Below are 22858 nucleotides of genomic sequence, written 5' to 3'. Positions count from 1 at the left end.
TTGAAAATATCACCGATACAGCGTCAGAGCATGAAGGCGACACGGTTTGGAGTGAAGGCGGCGGCTGGCTTGATCTGGTGCCGCGCTGGGCGCAAATGCTGTTTGTGTTTGTCGTGTTTGTTGCTCTTTGGGACGTGGTAACGCGGTTCGGTTTTGTCAGCCCGATCATTCTGCCATCGCCGATGGAAACTCTACTTGATCTGATTTTTGTTGGTAAAAACATCTTTACGGGGGGGTATATGTTGGGCGCGCTCTGGATCACCCTGCAAGAGGTGTTCTATGGCTTTTTGCTGGCATTGTTTATCGGTGTTGGTCTGGGCGTGATCGTTGGCGAAACGGCGTTCGGCGAACGGGCGATTATGCCTTATCTCGTGGCGATTGATACGATGCCAAAGGTGGCTTTCGCGCCTTTGTTCGTGGCGTGGTTGGGATTTGATATCGATAGTAAAGTGGCGCTGGCAGCCTTTATCGCGACCTTTCCTATCGTGGTGGGCACAGCAGCTGGGCTACATGCGGCGGATACCAACAGTCGCTATCTGTTCAAAACCATGGGGGCGACGCGGCTGCAAACTCTGCTAAAACTTAAACTTCCGATGGCTTTGCCACAGATGTTTACAGGGCTGAAAATCGCATCCGTGGGTGTGATGGCAGGGGCGATCACGGGGGAGTTTTTGGGTGGCGGCAAAGGTTTGGGTGAGTTGATCCGCACCGCAGCCAGCCAATTGAATACGCCCCGCGTTTTCTCATTGATCCTGTATCTTTCAATCGTGGGCTTGATGCTATTTGCCTTTGTTTCATGGGTGCAACGCCGCTTTGTGTTCTGGCACAAAGAACGCGTTCACGCTGACGGTGAGTGATAACCGCAGCATTTTAAAAACGGCGCTGACGGAAATTTCGTCGGCGCTTTTATGTCTGAAACTACTCCCAGAGATTAAACCATTTTGATCACATCTTGCGGCACTGACAGCATATAGCCTTTGCGTGCGATGTTTTTGACCAAAAGTTCGCTCATCATTTGATTGCCCAAAGTATCGCGCAGACGTTTGATTCGCGTGGCTCCTGCGGCCTCATCACATTCGGATGCATCCCGTCCTGACACAACGCCCTCAATTTCCGCACCACTCAGCACATCGTCGTCCATACGCGCCTCTGCCAAGACACAGAGCGTTTCGATCGCCGCGCCGGTGAGTTTAAATTCCATGTTGTTCAGGTAGACGGTGTTCTCGGTGCGTGAGATCATCAAAGACGAAATTTGAATGCCCTGTTTGTCGATTTCTAACATGCGCTTGTTGAGCCCCAAAATCGTGAGCAAAAACACCAAAGATGCCACCAGCAAGGCGGTGGCGAATAGCATCAACACGAAAATAACCACACGGTAACTGGTCAGCGTATCTGAGAACGCCGTGCCCGATTGTGCCAGAATTTCCAGCAGTTTGATTTCTGCATTCGACGTTAGGTTGTCGTTCTCGACAAAGATCGCCTCAACACGCGCATTAAATGCGTTGGCGTCAGGCAGGTTGGCAAACAACAGCCCTGCAGCGATCAACAAAATCAACACAATCGCGACAATACCAATGGACAGCACGCGCCCCGATTTAGACCCGTCAGTAACGGAGGAAATAGGCTCCAGCACTTTTTTTCTTCCCTTGCAAAGCGGCCTCGTCGACAAAACCGACGACCGACAATAATATCCAACCATCTGCCGCAAGGCGTGGCGTTAAAGCAGATTTTGCTGCTGAGGTGTTGCACTGAGCGTCCAGCACTTCTGCTATACCGTAATGCAGTTTCAACGGGTTGTCCCGCTTTGCTTTATATTCGGCATAGCACGCAGCATTGGCGCCTAAGGGCAGTACAGCCAGCGCAATGGCTGCTGCAATAAGGCGGGGGGATATAAATGAGTGTGTCATGCGTGAACCCTGCCCAATCCACGATTGTTATTCAATATCAAAGCCAACAATGCGTGCTGATAGCCTATAACATTTTGCTGATATTGAGCCGCAAAGCCCAATGGCTCCATTCCTGTTTCATCAACACCCGCAGTCACTCGTACGACGGCGCAGATCCCTTAACGGGCTCATAGCAGGAAGGACACAACATGAAGATGCAGAACAAAATATCCAAACGACGCACTCCGAAATTCGCCACAGGTCTCGTGGCGCTTTCAATGGCTGTCACCGCAGCTTATGCGACACCAGCCCGCGCCGGCGATGCAGATGTGGCCCGTGCCATTGGTGGTTTGGTCACCTTGTTTGTCATTGGTAAAGCGATTGAAAACTCAGGGTCGAAATCGAATATCCCCACGGTCACACGTAAAGTCATTGTCGAGGGGCACGGCAAGCATAATGACCATGGTCGCCATGCCGTGCGCAAGAATACTTTTGAAATTCCAAACGCTTGTGTCGTCTCTGTGCGTGACAAACGTAAGCGCGTTCAATCGGTTGCCTTGCAAGACTGCGTAATGCGTGAACGTCGCTCAGCTGTGGCTTTGCCGCGCGCTTGCGAAACTAAGGTGACTACAAAACGCGGGCGTACAGACGCCTATGATGTAGGCTGTCTGAACAACTTTGGTTACCGCGTCACGGGTTCAAGCGGTGGCAAGGGTGTCAACGCTTTGCGCTGATCTGACATAGAATACGCGTGTTTCATGTCCCCATGTGCCGCGTTCACTTGGCGGAGGTATGCGTTCCTCCGCCCTTTTAATTTATCTTGCCCTTGGGGCGTTCATAAGCTTTCAAAGGCTCATGACATATACACCAGATTTTTCATTCGAGACAGCCGCCACAAATCGTGGCTATTCTCGTATCGTGGGCGTCGATGAGGTGGGCCGTGGTCCGCTGGCCGGTCCTGTTGTCGCCGCTGCTGTTTGGCTTGACCCAAACCACATCCCCGATGGAATGAATGATTCCAAAAAATTGACCGCGAAACGACGCGAGGCTTTGTATAATCAAATTCTTGCTGTCGCGGATGTCTCTATCGCATCTTGTTCCGTCGAAGAAATTGATGACATCAATATATTGCAAGCGTCTTTGCGTGCGATGGAGCGCGCGGTGGCGGGGTTAAACACTCGCGTTGATTACGTGCTTGTTGATGGCAATAAAATTCCTGCCGCCTTTGGGTTGAATGCCGAAGCGATCGTCAAAGGTGATGCGCGCTCATTATCGATTTCTGCCGCTTCAATTGTTGCGAAAACATGGCGGGATCGGCTGATGGTGGATTTGGCGCAACAGTACCCTGGTTATGGATGGGAAAAGAACGCAGGCTATGGCACCAAATTGCATATAGAGGGACTCACCAAATTTGGGGTGACCCCACACCATAGACGTTCGTTCAAACCTATACACAATATGTTGTAGCAAGCATTTTTATAACACATTGATTCAATAAAGAAATTGACCTCGAATCACCTATGACTCATCTTAGGCGGTACATAACGACACCAAAAATGGTGCGATTGTATCGCTCGTAAGAGCGTTTCTGTGAGGCAGAGCATGACTAAAAATACACGCAAGGAAGCCCCCGCGCTTCCTCTCAATACAATTATGTCTGGTGATTGCATCGAGGCAATGAACAGTCTTCCCGAAGAATCAGTTGATTTGATCTTCGCGGACCCACCCTACAACCTGCAATTGCGTGGCGATCTTCATCGTCCTGACAATTCCAAAGTTGACGCGGTGGATGATGATTGGGATCAATTCGACAGTTTTAAACGCTATGATGATTTCACCCGTGAGTGGCTCAAAGCTGCGCGCCGTATTCTGAAACCGAATGGCGCGATCTGGGTGATTGGATCTTACCACAATGTGTTCCGCCTCGGCGCGGAATTGCAAAACCAAGGCTATTGGTTGTTGAACGACGTTGTGTGGCGCAAATCGAACCCTATGCCAAACTTTCGCGGCAAACGGTTTACCAACGCACATGAGACATTGATTTGGGCATCCAAAGGCGAAGGCGCGAAATATACCTTCAATTATGATGCACTCAAAGCGCTCAACGAAGGTGTGCAAATGCGCTCTGATTGGGTTCTACCGATTTGTAATGGTGGCGAACGTCTTAAAGATGACGATGGCGAAAAAGCGCATCCAACGCAAAAGCCACAAAGCCTGTTGCACCGCCTGTTGGTCGCAACGACCAACCCTGGTGATGTTGTGCTTGATCCCTTCTTTGGTACAGGCACCACAGGTGCTGTCGCCAAAATGTTGGGCCGTGATTTCATCGGCATCGAGCGCGAAGAAAAATATCGTAAGGTTGCCGAAAAGCGTATCAAAGCGATCCGCAAATTTGACACAGAAGCCTTGACCGTCACGGCGTCCAAGCGAGCAGAACCACGTGTGCCATTCGGCCAATTGGTCGAACGCGGTATGTTGCGCCCAGGCGAACAATTGATGTCCATGAATGGTCGGCACAAAGCCAAAGTGCGCGCTGACGGTACGCTCATCGGCAATGATATCAAAGGGTCTATCCATCAAGTGGGAGCGCATTTAGAGGGCGCACCAAGCTGCAATGGTTGGACCTATTGGACTTATCAGCGCGAGGGCAAAAACGTGCCCATCGACTTGTTGCGTCAGCAAATCCGCGCAGAGATGAACTGATCTCTCAACACCTTTTCAACCAACATCAAGAGTGTCCTTTGTCTGTATAACCACAGGCAAAGGACCAACATTCTGCCGTCCAGACCTTTGGGCGGCCCATAGAGATGCGCATGCATCACCGTTTACCGCCTGATGCCAGTGGTCTGACTTCCACGGCATCCCCTTGCCCCGTCTTTATGGCGGGGCTTTTTTGCGTTTTATGATGCGGTGATTGGCGCCGTCAATTACAGACGTGGCAATGGATTGGTGCCGTGCTTATACGGTTCCCAATCTTCAAACGTGGCGATGTCAGGATAGTATTGTTTGCGCCACGCTTTTACGCGTGGGTTCATGATACGCCGCCACCATGGCGGGACCATGGCCGCAAATGTCATCACTGGATAGCCATAGGGTAATTGTGGAGCATCCTCTTCGGAATAGTTTTGCAACAACGGAAAGCGCCTGTCGGGCTTATAGTGATGATCTGAATGACGTTGCAGGTTGATCAGCAGCCAGTTTGTTGCCATTTGCGCCGCGTTCCAGCTGTGATGGGGTTTGACGTGTTCGTATTTTCCCTCGCCCAAATGTCGACGAGTCAGCCCGTAATGTTCAACGTAATTCGTTAACTCAAGCTGCCAAATCGCGATGAAGGCCTGCCAGATGAACAGGCAAAACCCCATTGTGCCGCCCAACAATACTGCCAAAAGCAAAGCGCTGAGTTGCAAGGTCCAATAGCGGAAATGCGGATTGCGTGGGTGAAACGCAGACAGGCCGCGCCGCGCCAGCAGAGCTTTCTCAGCTTGCCATGCGGACATAGGCCCTTCGCGCAACACCCGCCAAAAGAAGTGGTGAAACCCTTCGTTATAAAGCGCTGTCACCGCATCGCGGCGGGTGCCAACATGCTTGTGGTGCACCAAAAGATGCTCGGTGCGAAAATGTGAATAAAGCACGGATGCCAGCAGTAAATCCCCCAACCAGCGCTCAATCCGATTGCGTTGATGCAAAAGCTCATGTGCATAAACGATGCCGATGGTGCCGGATGAGACGCCGAGACTGAAAAACAGCACAATTATTTCGGTCAATGTCAGATGATCGGTGTGGGTTACAAAATAGATCAGCCCATAGATCATTACAAACTGGATAGGGAACCAGATCATCGTAATCAATCTATACAAAGCCAGCTCTGATATGTCTGTCTCTGGGTTAGGGTTCTCTGTGTTCATACCCAAAAGGCGGTCTAAGATTGAAAACAAATACCACGCGTATACAGGCACCAAAAACGTGGTCCAGCCGCCATAAGTCGCACCAAGTAAAAGCAAGGGGATGACCCCTAAAGACAGCCAAAAGGGTAATGCGTTGCGGGTGCTGATGGAGGACATGTTCATCGGGTTCGGTCCTTAGAGTTTGCGCCTTAGCACAGGCTATAGGTCATTGGCCAAAATGAGGTTGCGCCACATCAAACACCTTTCGCATAACCGTTGGCAAATCCGAAGATTGAAATTCATTTGCCCCCAAGGTCAGCAGCGCTTCGGGCGTGTTCTCAACAGATGGAGAGATCATCACGCGCAAGAACAGGTGGAAATGGGTAAAGGTGTGTTTGATCTCGCCTACTTCAGTCCAATCGGCAGCAAAAGGCGGGGTGTCCTGCGCGACCTCGTCCCAAGGTGACCCTGGCCATCCAAGCATTCCGCCAAGTAATCCCTTGTCCGCACGGCGTTCCATCACCCAAGCACCTGATGCTGTCTGCGACACATAGGCAAAGCCCCTGCGTGTCGGCTTTACAGGTTTTGGAACCTTCTTTGGCAGCTCGGACGCCGTGCCATTCTTGCGGGCCAAACAGGGCGAGACCCAAGGGCAGACCTCGCATTTCGGGGATTTCGGCGTACAGACTGTCGCCCCCAAATCCATGATCGCTTGCGCATAATCGCCTGCGCGCTTTTGCGGCGTGGTGCGTGTTGCCAGTTCGGTCAATTGTGGTTTCGACAGCGGCAAAGGTTCATGTATGTCATGCAAGCGCGACATCACCCGTTCGACGTTTCCGTCTACCACGGTTTCCGGCAGATCAAACGCGATCGAGGCTACGGCGGAAGCTGTATAAGGCCCGATGCCGGGCAGCGCCAAAAGCGATGTGCGATCTTGGGGAAAAACACTATCATGATCGGCCACTACAGCTCGCGCCCCTTTGAGCAAATTGCGGGCACGGGCGTAATAACCAAGGCCCGCCCATTCGCCCATAACCTGATCATCAGGAGCGGCGGCAAGATCTTGCACAGTCGGCCAAAGGTGGGTGAAGCGTTCGAAATAGGCTTTTACTGCGGCCACTGTGGTCTGTTGCAACATGATTTCAGACAACCAGATTCGGTAGGGATCAGGGTGAACACCAGTCGCACGGTCACTGGGGCTGACGCGCCATGGCAAGTCGCGAGCGTTTTTATCATACCAAGTCAGCAAAGACTGGGCCAATTCCCCGTGTTTCATAATGTGTTTCACTCCGTCACGTAATCTTTAGCGGCTGTCATCGGGTTTTGTCTGGTATCGCGGGGACCTCAAGTTAGAATAGGGCTTGAGATAGGATACGCCAGATGCGCAAAGCAAAAGTCACAAAGAAAACGCCCCCGATTGCCGTCGCTGGCATTAAGCGACGCAAAAAGGGATTCGAAATGACGTCGGGTCTTTTGCAATCACGGATTCGCAAGGCGACCGAAACGCGTGGATTTTCGGAAATGCGTCTTTTGACGCATTGGACGGAAATTGTTGGTGAACAAACCGCCGCCATGGCGCGTCCGATTAAGGTGAGTTACGCCAAAGGTGGGTTTGGTGCGACGTTGGTGCTTTTGACCACTGGGTCTTATGCGCCGATGTTGCAAGCCGAGCTGCCCAAAATCCAAAATCGCGTCAACGCGGTCTACGGATACAGCGCAATCAGTCGAATCCATATCACGCAAACTGCGCCGACTGGTTTTGCCGAAGGGCGTGTGCAATTCGAACACGTGAAAGAAAAGCCGCCCAGTCAGCCAAGCCCAGAGGTTTTGGCCGAGGCGCAAGAACTGTCCTGCGGGGCACAAGATGAACACCTGCGCCGAGCGCTGGAAAAACTGGCCAGCAGCTTTCTGCACCGTGCCGACAATACAATGAAAAAGGTAGACCCATGAACAGACGTAATTTCTTGATGACAACAGCCTTGGCCGCTTTGGGCGTTGGCGGCGCCTACCTTTACACCTCACCTGCACCGGTGACGGATTTTCTTGTGACACCTGCCATCGCACAGGACGCGGCAGACATCGATATGTCGATGGTTAAAGATTTGGTCATGGGCGATGAGAATGCGCCAATCGAATTGATCGAATACGCATCCTACACTTGCCCGCATTGCGCGAACTTCCACACGACTGTGTTCAAGCAGCTCAAAGAAAACTACATCGACACGGGCAAAGTGAAATTCGTTTACCGCGAAGTGTATTTTGACAAATACGGTTTGTGGGCGTCTATGGTTGCGCGCTGTGGTGGAGATCTGCGCTATTTCGGCATCAATGCCATGTTGTACGAACAGCAAGGTGAATGGATCGGTGGTGGCCAAGATGCGATGGAAATCGTTGAAAATCTGCGCACCATTGGCAAAAAAGCTGGCCTATCAGACGCCGACTTGGATGCTTGTATGAACGACGGCGCTATGGCGCAGGCTATGGTCGCTAAGTTTGAAGCAGAAGTGGCTGAATATGAGGTATCAGGCACGCCAACTTTAATCATCAATGGCGAAAAGAATTCGAACATGTCCTATTCGGATTTGTCCGAAAAGCTTGACGATATTCTGAACGGCTAAGGTTTAGGTGATCCCGATCTGCGCCAAGACAGCGTCGATCGGGGTCTCATCTTTGATGGACATGCGCACAGGCAAGGTAAGCACCTTCATTTGAAAGGCGTGGGGCAAACGCACCGCGTCTTTTTCCGTTGTGACCAACTGCGCATCCAATGTTGCGGCCTCAATTTCAAGCCGTTTCATCAAAGCAAGGGGGAGGGGTTGGTGATCGCGCAGGGCTTCTTTGCGGATCAATATTGCCCCCAGTCCCTCCAGAGTCGCAAAGAACTTTTCGGGATGACCAATACCGGCAAAGGCCAATGCGCGCAGACCGTTCCAGTCCATGCCTGTCTCAAGCGGCGCAAGCTGGGCGCGAACTTGTGGCAGTGAAATATGACCACCCCAAGTCGTATCAAATCGTGATTGTGCTACTGCATCGCCGATGGAAATGACGATATCTCCACGCTTTAGACCCGAATCAACAGGTTCTCGAAGTGGCCCTGCAGGCATCACCCGTCCATTACCAAAACCACGATGGGCATCGACCACAACAAAGGTGGCGTCTTTGATAACGGACGGATTTTGCATGCCGTCATCTAACAAAATAACATCCGCGCCATCCGCTTCAGCAGCTTTCACACCAAGCGCGCGATCTTTCGACACCCAAACCGACGCAAAGGCCGCGAGCAATAACGGCTCATCTCCGACGTCATCTGCTGAATGCGTTCGTTCTACAACGCGTACGGGGCCCGCCAGTTTGCCGCCGTAGCCACGCGAAACCACGTGAACAACTTTGCCCATGGCTTGCAGTTTTTGAACCAGCGCGATCACGGTGGGGGTTTTGCCGGTGCCGCCTGCGTTGATATTGCCGATGCAAATTACAGGGACAGATGCTTTGTAACCGGATTGCGCCACGCGCCACGCCGTGGCGTTGGCATAGATCTGCGCCAAAGGGGACAGCAGCTTTGATTGCCAGCCGGGCCGCTTGGGCGTATTGGACCAAAACGATGGAGGAGTCATGCCATCATCTCTTCGCGCATATCCAAAATGTCTTGGGTCAAGGCCGCGACTCGATCTGTCATTTCCGCTCCTGTTGAGCACACATCCCATGCGGCGTTGGCCATCAAGGCTGCGCTGTCAGGGGCCAATAGCTCATTGATTGCATCGCCCAAACTGGTGCCACATTTGATCACGCGTGTGGCTTTGGCGGCACGAAACCGTGCATATCCGTCGGTATAATTCGACACATTCGGCCCGTGGACGATTGCCGAGCCAAAAACCGCTGCGGGGTAGGGGTCGATTCCGCCCGCATTGACGATGGACTGCCCCAAAAACGACACGGGTGCGAGCCGATACCATAAGCCATCCTCGTTATCGGCATCGACGATCAGAACTTGAATCGGTTCTGAAATTTTGGCGTAGTTGGCGCGAAAAATGGCTTTTAATCCTTGATCGGCGCAATGCGTTTCTATCAATGGAACCATGCTCGGGTCTTGGGTCGAAACGATCAACAGTAACCGATGGGAACGCCGCAATGCGGCTTTGTGCGCGCGGATGACGTCGCTGATTTCGCCCGTAGCGATCTTGGCCGCAAACCAAACGGGGCGCGTTCCGATTTCAGTTGAAAGCGTTTCCAGTTCTGCTTCATCGAATTGAGGTACGGTCGCGCCCTCTTCCATATAGCCAAGAATTTCGATGTTATCGGCGCTGATCCCTGCGCGGCGCCACAAAATCGACTGGTTTGCATTGGCTGCGAACACATGTTCGAACAACCCCAATGTGGCATTGCGAAGTCCGGGAATAATCTGTGGAATCGAGAGTATATTCTGGCTATTCGGTGCATCGATGGATATCGACGGAATGCCGCGCAGGTGGGCTTTCTCGATCAAGGCTGGACGAAACCCACCGCCAACCCAAATCAAACAATCGGGCGTCCAATGGGCCAGAAACCGACGAATAATAGACAGGCGTTCGTCAGGAGCCTGTGTCATTAATAGCCCTTCTGGCAATTCGTCGGGCAGGGGCGCTTTAAATGTAATGGTTAGAAGCCCATGCAAATCGGGCTCGTTTTCACGTAGCCGGCGAAACAGTTCAAGGCAGGCGGGAATCGCGCGTTTGGTCCCTGCCGTCATCCAAATAAGTCGTCCTTTGGGGCGTTCTGGTAGGTTTCGCGCAAGACGCTGGTCGCGCACATCATCGGTGATGGCGCGCGATTGGACCAGTTGATCAAGCAGTTGAACGGTGGACGCTTCGGACCGTGAAGAAAATGCCGAATATGCGACGAGTGATAGAGATCTGGCCATGCGGCCTATGCCTTATGCGTCAAGGTCTTGAGCTGCGGGAGCTGTCTCGTCTACGTCACGCAGACTGCTTAAATCCGCAATGAAATACCGCATATGCGCGTTGTCTACAGTGCGCTGGGCTTCGGCTTTCCACGCAGAATGCGCGGCAGGGTAGTCTGGGAATATGCCGACCACGTGAATGTCGTCTACGTTTCGGAAAGTCGTTGTCGATGGGTCAACCAATTCGCCACCAAAGACCAAATGCAAGCGTTGTGTCATTTTTCTCTCCGTTTGAGGATCTAAGCCGCACCCTAGTCTAATGCCGTCCATGGTCAAGATGTGCGATGTGAATGATTAAAAATTGGGCGATATGGTTTTGTTGCAAAAAAAACGGGCGCTAGCTGTTGTTCTTTGTCTGCGGTTTGGCACATTATTAGGCATGTCTATGACACCAAATACAGAGACGAAATTGATCGTCTTCACCGATCTTGATGGCACCTTGCTTGATCACGATAGTTACAGTTGGTCTCCGGCTATACCCGCGCTTGAAATGATGAAAGCACTTGGTGTGCCGCTTGTTTTGGCCAGCTCTAAAACGGCTTATGAGCTTGTTGTTCTGCGCAAAGAGTTGGGGTTTGAACACTGTCCTGCTATCGTGGAAAACGGCGCAGGACTGCTGCCTGCATACGAAAAACCAGAGCAGAACGGGCAACAACACGCCCAGATTCTAGCGGCTTTGTCTGACTTGCCACCCGCATTGCGCGCTCAGTATGAAGGCTTTTCAGATTGGAGTGATGCGGAATGCGCCGAGAAAACAGGATTGCCCTTAGAGCAGGCTAAAAGTGCGCGACAACGCCAGTTTTCAGAACCGGGCCTTTGGTCTGGTACGCAAGAAGAATTGCAAGACTTCGAGGCTAAATTGGCTGAAAAAGGCATCTCTGCGCGCCAAGGTGGTCGCTATTTGACTCTATCGTTTGGCGCGACAAAAGCCGATTGGATGTCGAAAATTTTGGACGATTTCGACCCTAGGCCCAAGTCAATGGCATTGGGCGATGCGCCCAATGATGTCGAAATGATCGTAGAAGCGGACTTTGGTGTTATCATCAAAAACACACATGGTGCAGGTATACCTCGGAAGAGTGATAGCATCGAGGCTTCGATTGTCAGAACAAAACAGTCTGGCCCCAAGGGTTGGAACATTGAGGTGCAAGCGCGCCTCAAACAGTTATATCTAGAAGAGGAATAGAGTATGGCAGATTTTCACCAAGGTGGGCATGTCGCCACGCTGCACAATCTTCGCGTTCATCAACCCGAGGCATTGGTCAGCGAGCTTGAAGCCTTTGCCGCCTCGCGCAAAATCACTTTGATTCTGCCGTCGCTGTTTTCCGAGCTTGAGGGCGAAGCGCTGCCTGATATCATTGATGAGTTGAACAAGGTCAACTTTATCCACCGGATTGTCATTGGTCTGGATCGCGCCAATGAGGAACAATACCGTTATGCGCTGAAATTCTTTTCCAAGCTCAAAGCAGACCATGTTGTATTGTGGAACGATGGGCCGCGTTTGAGTGCGGTTGATGAAAAGCTTCAAAACCTCAAACTGTCACCAAGCGAACCCGGAAAAGGGCGCAATGTTTGGTTTTGTATGGGGTACACGATTGCTCAAGCCGACAGCGCCGTGGTGGCTGTGCATGATTGTGATGTGTTGACCTATAGTGCCGATATGTTAGCACGCTTGGTGTACCCTGTGACCAATCCTCGGTTCCCCTATCAGATGTCGAAAGGCTTTTACCCGCGTGTGGCAGATGGCAAATTGAACGGGCGGGTGTCGCGCCTTTTGGTCACGCCGATCTTGAGCGCCATGGCGAAAGTCTTGGGGCCACGTGAATATTTGGACTTCATTTCTGACTTCCGTTACCCGTTGGCAGGTGAGTTCGCGATGCGCACATCTATTTTGCCCGATATGCGTATTCCTTCGGATTGGGGTTTGGAAATTGGCCTATTGTCAGAGGCTTGGCGCAACCTGTCACCACGCTCTGTCTGTCAGGTTGAGATTTCAGACCGTTATGATCACAAGCACCAAGTGCTATCCGAAGAAGACGCCTCTCAGGGATTGTCGCGGATGTCTGTCGATATTTGCAAAGCGCTGTATCGCAAGTTGGCGGCAGACGGCACGGTGTTTTCCGAAGAAATTTTCCGTTCCATCAAAGCCACGTATTTCCGCGATGCTCTTGATTTGATCGAGACCTATTTTAACGACGCGCAAATGAACGGATTGCATGTCGATCGCCATGTCGAGGAAAAAACGGTCGAGCTGTTTGCCTCGAACATCATGCACGCAGGTCAGGTGTTTTTGGACAATCCGATGGAAACGCCGTTCATTCCCAACTGGTCGCGCGTCCATGCCGCCGACCCCGATATCACCACGTCGATGTTGGACGCCGTTGCACAAGATATGAAAGAATACGGACCCGAAAAGGCTTAGGGCTTCATAAGGTCTAGGCTGCGGGCGCAAGTCGTTCCAAAATGCGGTCAGCTAAAATCGGGTTGGCTGCAATAAACCCGTCAAAGGCAGGCGTCGGATTGTTGAATTCCGGCGCTTTGCCATGACGGTCGGTCACCTTCGCGCCAGCCTCAGTCGCGATCAGTGTGCCTGCCGCGACATCCCATTCCCAAGTGCTCCGCAAGGCCAGCATCGCGTCATAACGACCTTCGCCAACAAGCGACACGCGGTAGGCCAACGATGAGCGAAATTTGCGGGCAAAGTTCGGACACCCATCAAGCCAATACTCAGGCAAAAGATTGCGACCTGTTGTCAACAAACGCGTGTTCGTGAGGTCTTGGTGCTGGCTGACTTCCAAGGGCATTCCGTTCAAAGTTGCCCCTTGGCCCTTTTGTGCTGCATACAGACGTTTGCGCATCGGCAAATAGACCACCGCCGCACTCACTTGGCCCTGTTCAACCACTGCCAAGGAGTGCGCCCAATTGTGATCGCCTTCGATAAAGCTGCGGGTGCCATCAATCGGATCGACAATGAACACGCGATCTTTTGACAGTCTAGCGTCTGTGTCGTGGGTTTCTTCAGACAGCCAGCCATAATCAGGCCGCGCGCCTAACAGCATGGTATGCAGCATGCGATCAACCGCCAAATCCGCTTCGGTCACAGGGCCGGCGCCGTCATCTTTGTCCCATGTCTTTGGGTGCTTGCGCCAAAACGGGCGTGCGATATCGCCTGCGGCCTTGGCTGCCTTGATCAAAAGGGCAAGATCATCATGCGCCTGCAATGGTCATACCCTCTACCAACAAGGATGGGACAACGCGGCTGAGATGTGCACGCGCGTCGTTTGCTGGAATGATGCTTTTCAACATATCGCGCAGATTGCCCGCGATGGTGCATTCGTTGACGGGGTAGGCGATCTCGCCGTTTTCGATCCAAAACCCCGATGCACCACGTGAATAATCACCAGTCGTCGGATTGATCGAAGAGCCAATCATTGAGGTGACCAAAAGCCCTGTGCCCATGTCTTTGACCAATGCGTCACGCGACTGATCGCCTTGGGTTAGAGACACATTTGTCGGCGATGGCGAGGGCGGAGAACTGACCCCACGCGAGGCGTTTGAGGTGCTTGTCAGGCCCAGCTGACGCGCAGTGGCCAAATCCATGGTCCAGCCCATCAAGACGCCGTTTTCAACGATGGCACGCTCGGCTGTTGGCAGGCCCTCAGCGTCAAACAGGCGCGATCCAGAGGTGCGTTTGCGATGTGGTAGTTCAGTGACGTTCAAATTTTTTGGCAAAACCTGTTTGCCCAATCCATCACGCAGCCAGCTAGACCCACGCGCAATGGCCCCTCCGTTGACCGCCGCCAAAAGATGACCAAGCAAGGTGGATGATACACGTTCATCAAAGAGCACCGGGAAAGATCCGGTTTTGGGCTTGCGTGCGCCAACGCGGGCCAGTGTGTTTTGTGCAGCGCGCAACCCGATCTCTTCTGCGCTCATCAAATCCGCTTGAAAAATGCGACTGTCGCCAAAGTAATCGCGCTCCATATCAGAGCCAGAGCCGGCAATCGCGACACAGCTGAGCGCGCGATCTGAACGCTCATACCCACCTGCAAATCCGTTGCTCATGGCAATGTGGATTTGTCGACGCCCATATGCCGCTGACGCCGATTGCACCTGCGAAATACCATCACAGCCTAAAGCCATGGCTTCGGTGCGACGTGCGTCGTCTTCCAATTCGGCCGCTGGTGGTTCATCCGTTGGATCAAACATTTCCAACGCGCTACAATCGCGATTATTGGCCAACTGACTTGCATCCGCGAGGCCAATATAGGGATCATCGGGTGACAGTTTCGCCATAGCGACAGCGCGCTCTGCGATGGTTTGGATGGTCTCATCACGCATATCAGAGGCCGACACACAGGCTTGCTTTTGCCCGATCAACACGCGCAACCCGATATCCACGCCCTCAGAACGCTCGGCATGTTCCAGCGTGCCACCGCGCACGTCTATCGACACGGATGTGCCTGTGACGGCGATGGCATCGGCGGCATCGGCGCCATTGGCTTTCGCGGCTTTCAACAGGGCTGCGGTCAACTGTGATAGGTCTTTATGCATGGCGTCCTCGGGTAAACTTTTGTGGATGGCGCGAGATGCGCGCTATCCGAAAGGGCCTTAAAATGGCAAGGGTTGCCCGTTGATGGTCAGATTGCCAGTCTCGTCCAGTACGATATCAGAGACGAAAGAATCCTCGCCCTCTGCGGGGCGTGCGAACATGCTTAACATCACTTTGGCAGTGGTACTCATTTGTGGCGGAACAAGCCCAGTTTGTGCCAATGTGTCGATCAAAGCGATGCCACCAGTCAAGGCAAGCGTTGCTTGCGCCGTTTTAAAGGGTAAATCTGCACCTTCAAAATCACCTTGGTCGACAAATAGCGCATCGCCTGTGCCGGTCAGTGTGGCGCCCGCGATGGACAAAAATAGCTCGTTGAGCATCAGATTTGTAGGAAACAGCGGCAATCCGTCCTCGCTGTTAGTCATGATGTCTGTCGGGTTAAGCAGATTCACGTTCAGCATCATATCGCCACTGACATCAAGCTTCAGCGTGGCAGGGTCATGCGCCATCTGCGCGCTGGGGTCGAGGATCATCCAAGCGATCTCGGGCAGGCGTAGGTTATCAAGCGCGAGCTTCAGGCCAAAAGGTTTTTCATTATGGCTGGCTAGAAACGGCATGGTCAATTTGAACTCTGTGCTCTCAAGGCCAAAATCAACTTGCGGGAAAGGAATAGCAGAGCCGTCCAGAACAACTTCAGTATTCGCTGATGTGCCAGCATAGGTCAACGCGCCCTCTGTAATGGTCACGCCAAGCGTCGAAGCCTCAGTTTCACCGACGATATGCATCATCTGTTCAGCACTGCCTGTCGTTACCTCAAACGTGGTATTTCCCATTGTATAGGTGCCAGTACCATTCAACATTTCGAGGAACCCAAGGGGCGCATCTGGTGGGGTGGCGCTGGTGGTGAAATCAGCACTCAGATTGAAAGGTGCGATTTTGTAGCTCGTGTTCAGTGTCATGTCTGGTGTTGTTCCATCAGACACCATGCTGACCGCATCGGCTTGCATATCCCATGTTGATGACACATCGTCACCAGAGGTCTTTTGGGTTGCAACGCCTTTTACACCAAGCAATGTAACAAGTTGTTCCGGTACAATGGCAATCCCGTCTTCAACCTGCTTTTGGGTCGCATAGGTGATGGATCCGGGCAAAATATCAAAGCTCAAATCGTCTGCGGAGCCTGATGCGATAATTGTATTGTCGATGGCCATTGTGCTGGTGATGGACATTGGGTCCATCCCAAAATCAAGACGTCCTTCAACGGAAACATTGTAAGTCACAACACCGGGGACTGTTATCTCGACTTTGCCATCGCTCAATTGCGTCATGACGATTTGAGGGATGGTGCCGTTCATCGTCATAATGTCCGAAAATCCAGGCATCGTGATTGTCACGTCATGCGCGATCAACGTGTCGCCAGTCTCTTCCAGCTCAGCAGCCGTCCATGTCTGGCCAGAGATTTTGGCGGTCAATAGACCTTGCGCCCAAACCTCTTGAGGTGTGACGTCAGCGAAAGCGGCTGTTGCAGGAAAAAGGGCCGTTGTGGCGACCAGAAACGATGTAAGGAATTTCATAACTCATCCAATCAAAAATTTGCGCCAGACTTTCATGCAATCGAAGGGATGGTCAAGGCTGGATGCCGCACCAAATGCGCATTAGAGTCGGGAAAACAGCAAAGGGCTCAAATGATCGATTTATCCGCAAAATAATGGCGACCCTTTATACTTTGCGCAAAGGCATTGGACTGACAAAATGATTGATGTGACCCACGAGGACGACTTTTGGATCGTGACCTTAAATCGGCCTGAAAAAGCCAATGCTCTAACTGCAGATATGTTGAAAGCCCTTATCACGATCGTGATTGATCTGCGCGACACCGCCAAAGCTGTGGTGTTCACGGGAATGGGCTCTGTCTTTAGTGCAGGCGCCGATCTGGATGAGGCCCCCAAAGGCTTGGCCGTGTCACAAGATTGGGACCGGCTGTCCTCTGCCATTGCCGCATTACCCTGTTTGACCATCTGCGCGCTCAACGGAACGCTTGCAGGTGGTGCTTTCGGTATGGCGTTGGCTTGTGATCTGCGTTTGAGCGTGCCCACAGCAAAGTTTTTCTACCCCGTTATGCGTCTGGGCTTTCTGCCTCAACCTGCTGACCCAATCCGCATGTCGCAATTGATCGGCCCCGCACGCACCAAAATGATTTTGATGGCGGGTGAAAAAGTGCTGGCGGACGAGGCACTGGCTTGGGGGCTCGTGGACCGTATTGTTGCACCAGATGAGTTGCTTCTCACTGCGCGCCGCTTATGCGAGCCTGCGTTGACTGCTGAAGCCTCCCATATCCAAGGCATCAAAGAATTGATTTCGCAATGACGCAAGATATGCACGTGGAGGCTGTAGAGGCACTTGTTATCGGTGCTGGTCCGGCAGGCCTTATGGCCGCCGAAGAACTGGGGCGTGCTGGCGTTCAGGTTATTGTCGCCGAAGCCATGCCATCGCCTGCGCGCAAGTTTTTGATGGCTGGAAAATCGGGTCTAAACCTGACGAAAAACGAAGATATGGGTGTTTTTCTAAACCAGTTTACACCCTGTCCACCTGCTTTGGAAGCGGCGCTAAATGCCTTTGGTCCCACTGAGGTTTCATCATGGACAGACTCTCTTGGGCAACCCGTTTTCACAGGATCAACGGGACGAGTATTTCCCAAAACAATGAAAGCGTCGCCGCTGTTGCGTGCGTGGATTGCGCGACTGGATGGGTACGGTGTTGCGCTGCGTCGCCGGTGGCGCCTGGTCGGGCTTGATGCGGGGGGCGCTATTTTTGAAACACCTGACGGTGAACGTCGTATTCAGGCAAAAGCAACAGTTCTGGCCATGGGGGGGGCAAGTTGGGCCAGATTAGGATCGAATGGTGCATGGGCCACGTCGATGCCTCCTGCGCGGATCGCACCGTTTGAGCCGGCGAACTCTGCGCTGTCTCTGTCGTGGAGCCCGCATATGACGCGGCATTTTGGTGGCGCGGTCAAAGGCGTGTCTTTGTGCTGTGGACTGTATAGGTCGCGCGGTGAATTCATCATTTCCAAACGCGGATTAGAAGGCGGTGGAGTATATTCGGTGTCTCGTGGTGTACGCGAAGGATATGAATTGTATATTGATCTGCTGCCTGACATGCCTTTGGATATTGTGAAATCGACCCTAAAGCGCCGCAAGGCAAAAGAAACTGTTGCAAATTTTTTGCGAAAATCTTTGCGTCTGACGCCAGAAAAAATAGCGCTCGTAATGGAATTTTCTCGCCCTTTGCCCAGCGATCTTGCACCAGTATTGAAAGGTCTGAAAATCACAGGCGCAACGTTGCGTCCGATGGATGAAGCTATTTCCACGGCGGGCGGTTTGCGGTTTGATGGCCTGAGTGCAACACTTGAACTGGCCTATATGCCAAACGTATTTGCTTGCGGGGAAATGCTGGATTGGGAAGCGCCCACGGGGGGCTATTTGCTAACGGCCTGTTTGGCCACGGGCAAGCTTGCAGGGCAGGCTGCTAGCGACGTTGTGCGAGCATCGCAAGGCGAATAAGCGCGCGTTCCATCACGGCCATATTGGGGGCTTTGGACGCAGATCTAAGCGTCAAATCTGTATCGGTCAGTACCCCAAGGGCCACTTCCAATTTATACATACCCCAACTGCTCGCCTGACGGGTCATCTTGTCGCGACGCGGTCCGAAAATCGGAGGACGCGCGCGTGCGATACCTGCTGACGCGCCACCCGGATCAGAGGCCGCCGCGTGCAATGCGCGAAAATGGCGCATGGCGAAAATCGAGATGGCGACGGGATCAATGCCTTGGCCTTCGATCTTGCGCATGATTGGGCCCAGTTCAACTGTGCGCCCTTCGGCGACGATATTAAGCACATCATCAACGTCGGCCTCTGATGTCGCTGGAGCGCAGTTTATGATGTCGTCAGAGGTCACAGCGGTCGTATCGCCGATTTTATACAGCGCAAGCTTTTCCAAGGTTTGACGAAAATCACCGGGATCCAAGCTGCGCGACAGCACTTCGATATCTGTCATCGCATCAGGAGAAATTGTACCGATGCCTGACTTTTTTAAAGTCTCTTCGATCTCGGCGCGGGATGGTGGATCGGCATAGATCGCGGCGGCAAAAGCATTGGGGTGCGATTCGAAAAACTTACGCAGTTTGGACGTCGCTTTGAGATTGCCAGCAGTGATCACCACCTGCGCATCGCCATGCTGCCAATCGGCCATCGATTCGATGATTACAGGGGCGAGCTGTTCGGTGACATCCTCGACAAAGGCCACGCGTGGACCAGGGAAAAAACCTTGGGCTTTGATCGCATCGGCCAGCATGGCTTTGTCCTTGCGCAGCTCGCCCGCTGACATGCGTGTCAGGCGCATTTCTTCTTCGCCTTGCGGGCCGATCAATGCATTGATGAGGTCTTGGCGTTTGAGCGCGATACGCATGGCGTCAGCGCCAAAAAATAACACCCCAGCCTTGTTAGGGTCTGGTTTCGCGAAATATCCAACAGATTCGCGAGGGGACAGTTTCATGCGGATGTTGCCATTTTTGCATAGATCTGTACGGAAATTTGGTTGGCCAAAATCGACATCAATCGGTCATAGGCGTCGCGTGTCGCAGTGACAGAGGATACTGTCGATCCCGTTGCGGAATAGGCGGTAAAATTGCGCGCTTCGCCTGAGGCCACAGTTTGCCCGTCCGCGGTACGGATCAACGAAAATTTGGCGGTGCCCGTAACGTGGTAACGGGTGATTTCTTGATCCGTGGTGATGCCAAGCCCGTCTTCGTCTGTTTCGATGGTGAAGCTCAAAACATACTGCTCATCGACAGTTTGGGCGAAGATATCTTCGAGAGCATGGGCCAGAGTAAAGCCTTCGCGTGAGTCGGATGATTCGATCCGAACCTTACCGCGTAGTTTTGAAGCCGTGCCATTTGGGCCGTAAGCTGGTTGAAATCCGCAGCCCGCGAGGGCCGCGGCCGAAAGCAAAAAGGTTCTGCGATTAAACAACAACATTGACGATACGCCCTGGCACCACGATGAGTTTTTTCGGCTGCCCACCATCGAGCGCCCGCACAACAACGTCGGTCTTTAGAACAAGCTTTTCAACCTCTTCTTTCGACATGTCTTTGGGCACGGTGATTTCATCGCGACGTTTGCCGTTAATCTGAATCGGCATAGTGACGGAATCTTCCACCAGCATCGCTTCATCCGCGACGGGCCAAGGGGCGTGGACGATCAGGCCTTCGCCACCCAAAAGTGACCACATTTCCTCGGACAGGTGCGGCGTCATCGGTGACATCAATTGTGCCAATGTTTTCAGGGCAAAGCGTTTCGCCTCGCGGCCCGCTTTGGATTTGGCGATGAAGTTTGTAAAGCCGTAAAGTTTGGCGATTGACGCGTTAAAGCCAAAGCTATCCACGCCTAATGTGACCTCAACGATGGCTTTGTGCGCTGTGCGAATCAACTCTTCGTCGCCTGCGCCTTGTTCAGGTTGATTGCCAAGCTCAGCCGCCAAACGGTGTACGCGTGTCAGGTGCTTGGCAGAGGCTTCCGCACCAGAGGCCGTCCATTCCACATCGCGTTCGGGCGGGCTATCGGACAGCACAAACCAGCGGGCCGTGTCTGCGCCGTATTGTTTTATGATCTCAACCGGATCGACCACGTTGTTTTTGGATTTCGACATCTTAGCCGATGGAATCACAGTGATTTTTTCGCCTGTGGCTGTCACAACAGTCTCGCCATCGCGTTCTTCCACTTCCTCAGGGTAGTGGTAAATCGCGCGGCCATGTTCGTCTGTGCGCTCAGCATTTTGGTAAATCGCGTGAGTGACCATGCCTTGGGTAAACAGCGCATTGAACGGTTCGCGGGCGCTGTCTGGCAGGTGGCCTGTTTCATTCATTGCGCGGGCAAAGAACCGCGAATAGAGCAGGTGCAAAATAGCGTGCTCGATACCGCCGATGTATTGATCCACGTTCATCCAATAGTCGGCGTCTTCCGCGATTGTGGGTGTCGTGGCGTGTGGTGCAGTAAAGCGCGCATAATACCAAGAACTGTCGACAAATGTGTCCATCGTGTCGGTTTCGCGCAGCGCATCTTTGCCACAGTTTGGGCAAGCGCAGTTGCGCCATGTCGGGTGCCGATCCAGCGGATTGCCGGGGATGTCGAATGACACATCATCAGGCAGCTCAATCGGCAGATTTTCTTTTTTCTCAGGCACGACACCGCAGGCGTCACAATGGACCACAGGGATCGGGCAGCCCCAATACCGTTGACGAGACAGGCCCCAATCGCGCAGGCGATATTTGGTCACACCTGTGCCGACGCCGTTTGATTCGCAAAAATCAACAGCGGCCTCAACAGCCTCGTCGCCAGTTTGGACCTCTTCACCGCTAAAGCCACGGGTGAAGCGAACCTTTTCGGATTTGAGCGGCACATAGGCCTCATTCGCTTTCGCCTCGCCTTCAATCGGTTCGAAAACGGCATTGATGGGCAGGTCGTATTTGGTGGCGAATTCGAAATCGCGTTGGTCGTGCGCAGGGCAGCCAAAGACCGCGCCTGTGCCGTAATCCATCAAGATAAAGTTGGCGATGTAAACCGGCAATTCCCAAGCCGTATCAAACGGATGGCGTACTTTCAGGCCAGTGTTCAATCCCAGTTTTTCAGCCTTTTCAATCGCTTCTGCTGTTGTGCCACCTTTGCGGCACTCTTCGCAAAAGGCTGCGATTTCTGGGTTCTCATCGGCCAGCGCTTTGGCCAGCGGATGATCCGCAGAAATGCCGACAAAGGACGCGCCGTTCAGCGTGTCAGGGCGGGTTGTGTAGACCTCGACCCGATCTTGATTGGCTGGACCGTCGATCAACGAGAACGAAAACTGTAATCCGCGTGATTTGCCGATCCAGTTTTTCTGCATGGTTTTGACCTTGTCAGGCCAGTTGTCCAAATGGTCGATCGATTCCAAAAGATCTTCGGAATAGTCGGAAATTTTAAAGAACCACTGCGTCAACTCGCGACGTTCCACCAAAGCGCCAGAGCGCCAGCCGCGGCCATCTTCGACCTGTTCATTCGCAAGAACGGTCATGTCGATAGGGTCCCAATTGACCACAGCATTTTTGCGGTAAACCAAACCTTTGTCGAGCATATCAATGAACATCGATTGCTGCTGACCGTAATATTCAGGATCACAGGTCGCAAACATCCGCGTCCAATCAATAGACAGGCCAAGCGGTTTCATTTGATCGACCATGGTGTCGATATTGGCGTAGGTCCATGTTTTCGGGTGCCCGCCAGAGGCCATCGCGGCGTTTTCCGCTGGCATGCCAAAGGCGTCAAAACCCATAGGGTGCAAGACGTTATGGCCCGTTGAAGATTTATACCGCGCGACAACATCGCCCATGGTGTAGTTGCGCACATGCCCGATATGAATGCGGCCCGAAGGGTAGGGGAACATCTCAAGCACGTAATACTTGGGCTTGCTTTCATCACGCTTGGCAAGGAAGACCTCGCCCTCGTTCCAAGCTTTCTGCCATTTGGGTTCAAGATCGGCAGGGGTGTAGCTGGTCATGTGTCGTATCCTTCGG

At 52.7% G+C, this 22858-nt stretch carries 23 protein-coding genes; 10 read left to right on the top strand and 13 right to left on the bottom strand.

The features are described 5' to 3' along the window. Window positions 1–8 precede the first annotated feature (8 nt). On the top strand, window positions 9–857 hold the full coding sequence (locus KO503_RS08130) for an ABC transporter permease (RefSeq protein ID WP_436836513.1): 849 nt from the start codon (window positions 9–11) through the stop codon (window positions 855–857). A 74-nt stretch (window positions 858–931) separates the two neighbouring features. Here the strand turns inward: KO503_RS08130 and KO503_RS08125 are convergent, their stop codons facing one another. Further along, a complete protein-coding gene (locus tag KO503_RS08125) occupies window positions 932–1633 on the bottom strand; it encodes a winged helix-turn-helix domain-containing protein (RefSeq protein WP_215991052.1) in 702 nt (233 codons plus the stop codon). Continuing rightward, window positions 1605–1907: a hypothetical protein gene (locus KO503_RS08120; protein WP_252730997.1), complete on the bottom strand. Its 303-nt coding sequence runs from the start codon at window positions 1905–1907 to the stop codon at window positions 1605–1607. The genes KO503_RS08125 and KO503_RS08120 overlap by 29 nt, the downstream gene beginning before the upstream one ends. 188 nt (window positions 1908–2095) lie before the next feature. Between KO503_RS08120 and KO503_RS08115 the strand changes: the two genes are divergently transcribed. The 3 genes from KO503_RS08115 to KO503_RS08105 all read left to right on the top strand — a co-directional run bounded on the left by KO503_RS08115 (window position 2096) and on the right by KO503_RS08105 (window position 4589). Continuing rightward, window positions 2096–2620, top strand: a complete 525-nt coding sequence (locus tag KO503_RS08115) for a hypothetical protein (protein ID WP_215991051.1) — start codon at window positions 2096–2098, stop codon at window positions 2618–2620. Between the two features lie 121 nt (window positions 2621–2741). After that, complete coding sequence (locus tag KO503_RS08110) at window positions 2742–3353, top strand: ribonuclease HII (protein ID WP_215991050.1); 612 nt, start codon at window positions 2742–2744, stop codon at window positions 3351–3353. Between the two features lie 135 nt (window positions 3354–3488). Then, window positions 3489–4589, top strand: a complete 1101-nt coding sequence (locus KO503_RS08105) for a site-specific DNA-methyltransferase (RefSeq protein ID WP_215991049.1) — start codon at window positions 3489–3491, stop codon at window positions 4587–4589. 224 nt (window positions 4590–4813) lie between these two features. On the opposite strand, the gene KO503_RS08100 is transcribed toward KO503_RS08105, so the two are convergent. Further along, a complete protein-coding gene (locus KO503_RS08100) occupies window positions 4814–5953 on the bottom strand; it encodes an alkane 1-monooxygenase (RefSeq protein ID WP_215991048.1) in 1140 nt (379 codons plus the stop codon). A 43-nt stretch (window positions 5954–5996) separates the two neighbouring features. Beyond that, window positions 5997–7046, bottom strand: a complete 1050-nt coding sequence (gene mutY / locus KO503_RS08095) for an A/G-specific adenine glycosylase (protein ID WP_215991047.1) — start codon at window positions 7044–7046, stop codon at window positions 5997–5999. Between the two features lie 104 nt (window positions 7047–7150). Between mutY and KO503_RS08090 the strand changes: the two genes are divergently transcribed. Continuing rightward, window positions 7151–7720 carry a DciA family protein gene (locus KO503_RS08090; RefSeq protein WP_215991046.1) on the top strand — a complete coding sequence of 190 codons (570 nt, stop codon included), beginning with the start codon at window positions 7151–7153 and terminating at the stop codon, window positions 7718–7720. After that, complete coding sequence (locus tag KO503_RS08085) at window positions 7717–8388, top strand: DsbA family protein (protein ID WP_215991045.1); 672 nt, start codon at window positions 7717–7719, stop codon at window positions 8386–8388. The genes KO503_RS08090 and KO503_RS08085 overlap by 4 nt, the downstream gene beginning before the upstream one ends. Before the next feature lie 3 nt (window positions 8389–8391). Here KO503_RS08085 and lpxK read toward each other — a convergent pair whose 3' ends face one another. From lpxK to KO503_RS08070, 3 genes are read right to left on the bottom strand one after another with little or no spacing between them, the layout of a single operon-like run. Next, complete coding sequence (gene lpxK / locus KO503_RS08080; RefSeq protein WP_215991044.1) at window positions 8392–9384, bottom strand: tetraacyldisaccharide 4'-kinase; 993 nt, start codon at window positions 9382–9384, stop codon at window positions 8392–8394. Further along, window positions 9381–10667: a 3-deoxy-D-manno-octulosonic acid transferase gene (locus KO503_RS08075; protein WP_215991043.1), complete on the bottom strand. Its 1287-nt coding sequence runs from the start codon at window positions 10665–10667 to the stop codon at window positions 9381–9383. The genes lpxK and KO503_RS08075 overlap by 4 nt, the downstream gene beginning before the upstream one ends. Window positions 10668–10679: 12 nt before the next feature. Beyond that, window positions 10680–10925 carry a DUF4170 domain-containing protein gene (locus KO503_RS08070; RefSeq protein WP_215991042.1) on the bottom strand — a complete coding sequence of 82 codons (246 nt, stop codon included), beginning with the start codon at window positions 10923–10925 and terminating at the stop codon, window positions 10680–10682. A 166-nt stretch (window positions 10926–11091) separates the two neighbouring features. On the opposite strand from KO503_RS08070, the gene KO503_RS08065 reads away from it, so the two are divergent. Both KO503_RS08065 and KO503_RS08060 read left to right on the top strand, forming a co-directional pair. Continuing rightward, window positions 11092–11892, top strand: coding sequence for an HAD-IIB family hydrolase (locus tag KO503_RS08065; protein ID WP_215991041.1), 801 nt, complete (start codon window positions 11092–11094; stop codon window positions 11890–11892). Window positions 11893–11895: 3 nt separating this feature from the next. Then, window positions 11896–13128, top strand: coding sequence for a glycosyl transferase (locus tag KO503_RS08060; RefSeq protein WP_215991040.1), 1233 nt, complete (start codon window positions 11896–11898; stop codon window positions 13126–13128). Between the two features lie 13 nt (window positions 13129–13141). Here KO503_RS08060 and KO503_RS08055 read toward each other — a convergent pair whose 3' ends face one another. From KO503_RS08055 to KO503_RS08045, 3 genes are read right to left on the bottom strand one after another with little or no spacing between them, the layout of a single operon-like run. Beyond that, window positions 13142–13927 carry an inositol monophosphatase family protein gene (locus KO503_RS08055; RefSeq protein ID WP_215991039.1) on the bottom strand — a complete coding sequence of 262 codons (786 nt, stop codon included), beginning with the start codon at window positions 13925–13927 and terminating at the stop codon, window positions 13142–13144. Further along, window positions 13914–15260 (bottom strand): TldD/PmbA family protein, encoded by a 1347-nt coding sequence (locus tag KO503_RS08050; RefSeq protein ID WP_215991038.1) that lies wholly within the window; start codon window positions 15258–15260, stop codon window positions 13914–13916. The genes KO503_RS08055 and KO503_RS08050 overlap by 14 nt, the downstream gene beginning before the upstream one ends. Window positions 15261–15317: 57 nt before the next feature. After that, window positions 15318–16832, bottom strand: a complete 1515-nt coding sequence (locus tag KO503_RS08045) for a DUF2125 domain-containing protein (RefSeq protein ID WP_215991037.1) — start codon at window positions 16830–16832, stop codon at window positions 15318–15320. Window positions 16833–17010: 178 nt separating this feature from the next. Between KO503_RS08045 and KO503_RS08040 the strand changes: the two genes are divergently transcribed. Both KO503_RS08040 and KO503_RS08035 read left to right on the top strand, forming a co-directional pair. Continuing rightward, window positions 17011–17625, top strand: coding sequence for an enoyl-CoA hydratase/isomerase family protein (locus KO503_RS08040; protein WP_215991036.1), 615 nt, complete (start codon window positions 17011–17013; stop codon window positions 17623–17625). Continuing rightward, window positions 17622–18821: a TIGR03862 family flavoprotein gene (locus KO503_RS08035; RefSeq protein WP_215991035.1), complete on the top strand. Its 1200-nt coding sequence runs from the start codon at window positions 17622–17624 to the stop codon at window positions 18819–18821. Before KO503_RS08040 ends, KO503_RS08035 begins: the two co-directional genes overlap by 4 nt. Here KO503_RS08035 and holA read toward each other — a convergent pair. The 3 genes from holA to leuS are packed head-to-tail and all read right to left on the bottom strand — an operon-like array spanning window position 18787 to window position 22842. After that, window positions 18787–19812, bottom strand: a complete 1026-nt coding sequence (gene holA, locus KO503_RS08030) for a DNA polymerase III subunit delta (RefSeq protein WP_215991034.1) — start codon at window positions 19810–19812, stop codon at window positions 18787–18789. The two genes, KO503_RS08035 and holA, sit on opposite strands and share 35 nt — an antisense overlap. Next, window positions 19809–20294 (bottom strand): LPS assembly lipoprotein LptE, encoded by a 486-nt coding sequence (gene lptE, locus KO503_RS08025; protein ID WP_215991033.1) that lies wholly within the window; start codon window positions 20292–20294, stop codon window positions 19809–19811. The genes holA and lptE overlap by 4 nt, the downstream gene beginning before the upstream one ends. After that, window positions 20281–22842 (bottom strand): leucine--tRNA ligase, encoded by a 2562-nt coding sequence (gene leuS / locus KO503_RS08020; protein ID WP_215991032.1) that lies wholly within the window; start codon window positions 22840–22842, stop codon window positions 20281–20283. Before leuS ends, lptE begins: the two co-directional genes overlap by 14 nt. Window positions 22843–22858: the final 16 nt, after the last annotated feature.

The sequence above is a fragment of the Pacificibacter marinus genome, from assembly GCF_018860505.1.
In the GTDB taxonomy this organism is placed as follows: Bacteria; Pseudomonadota; Alphaproteobacteria; order Rhodobacterales; family Rhodobacteraceae; genus Celeribacter; species Celeribacter marinus_B.
Note: the sequence above shows the minus strand (reverse complement) of the source record. Positions and strands in the feature narration are given on the sequence as shown.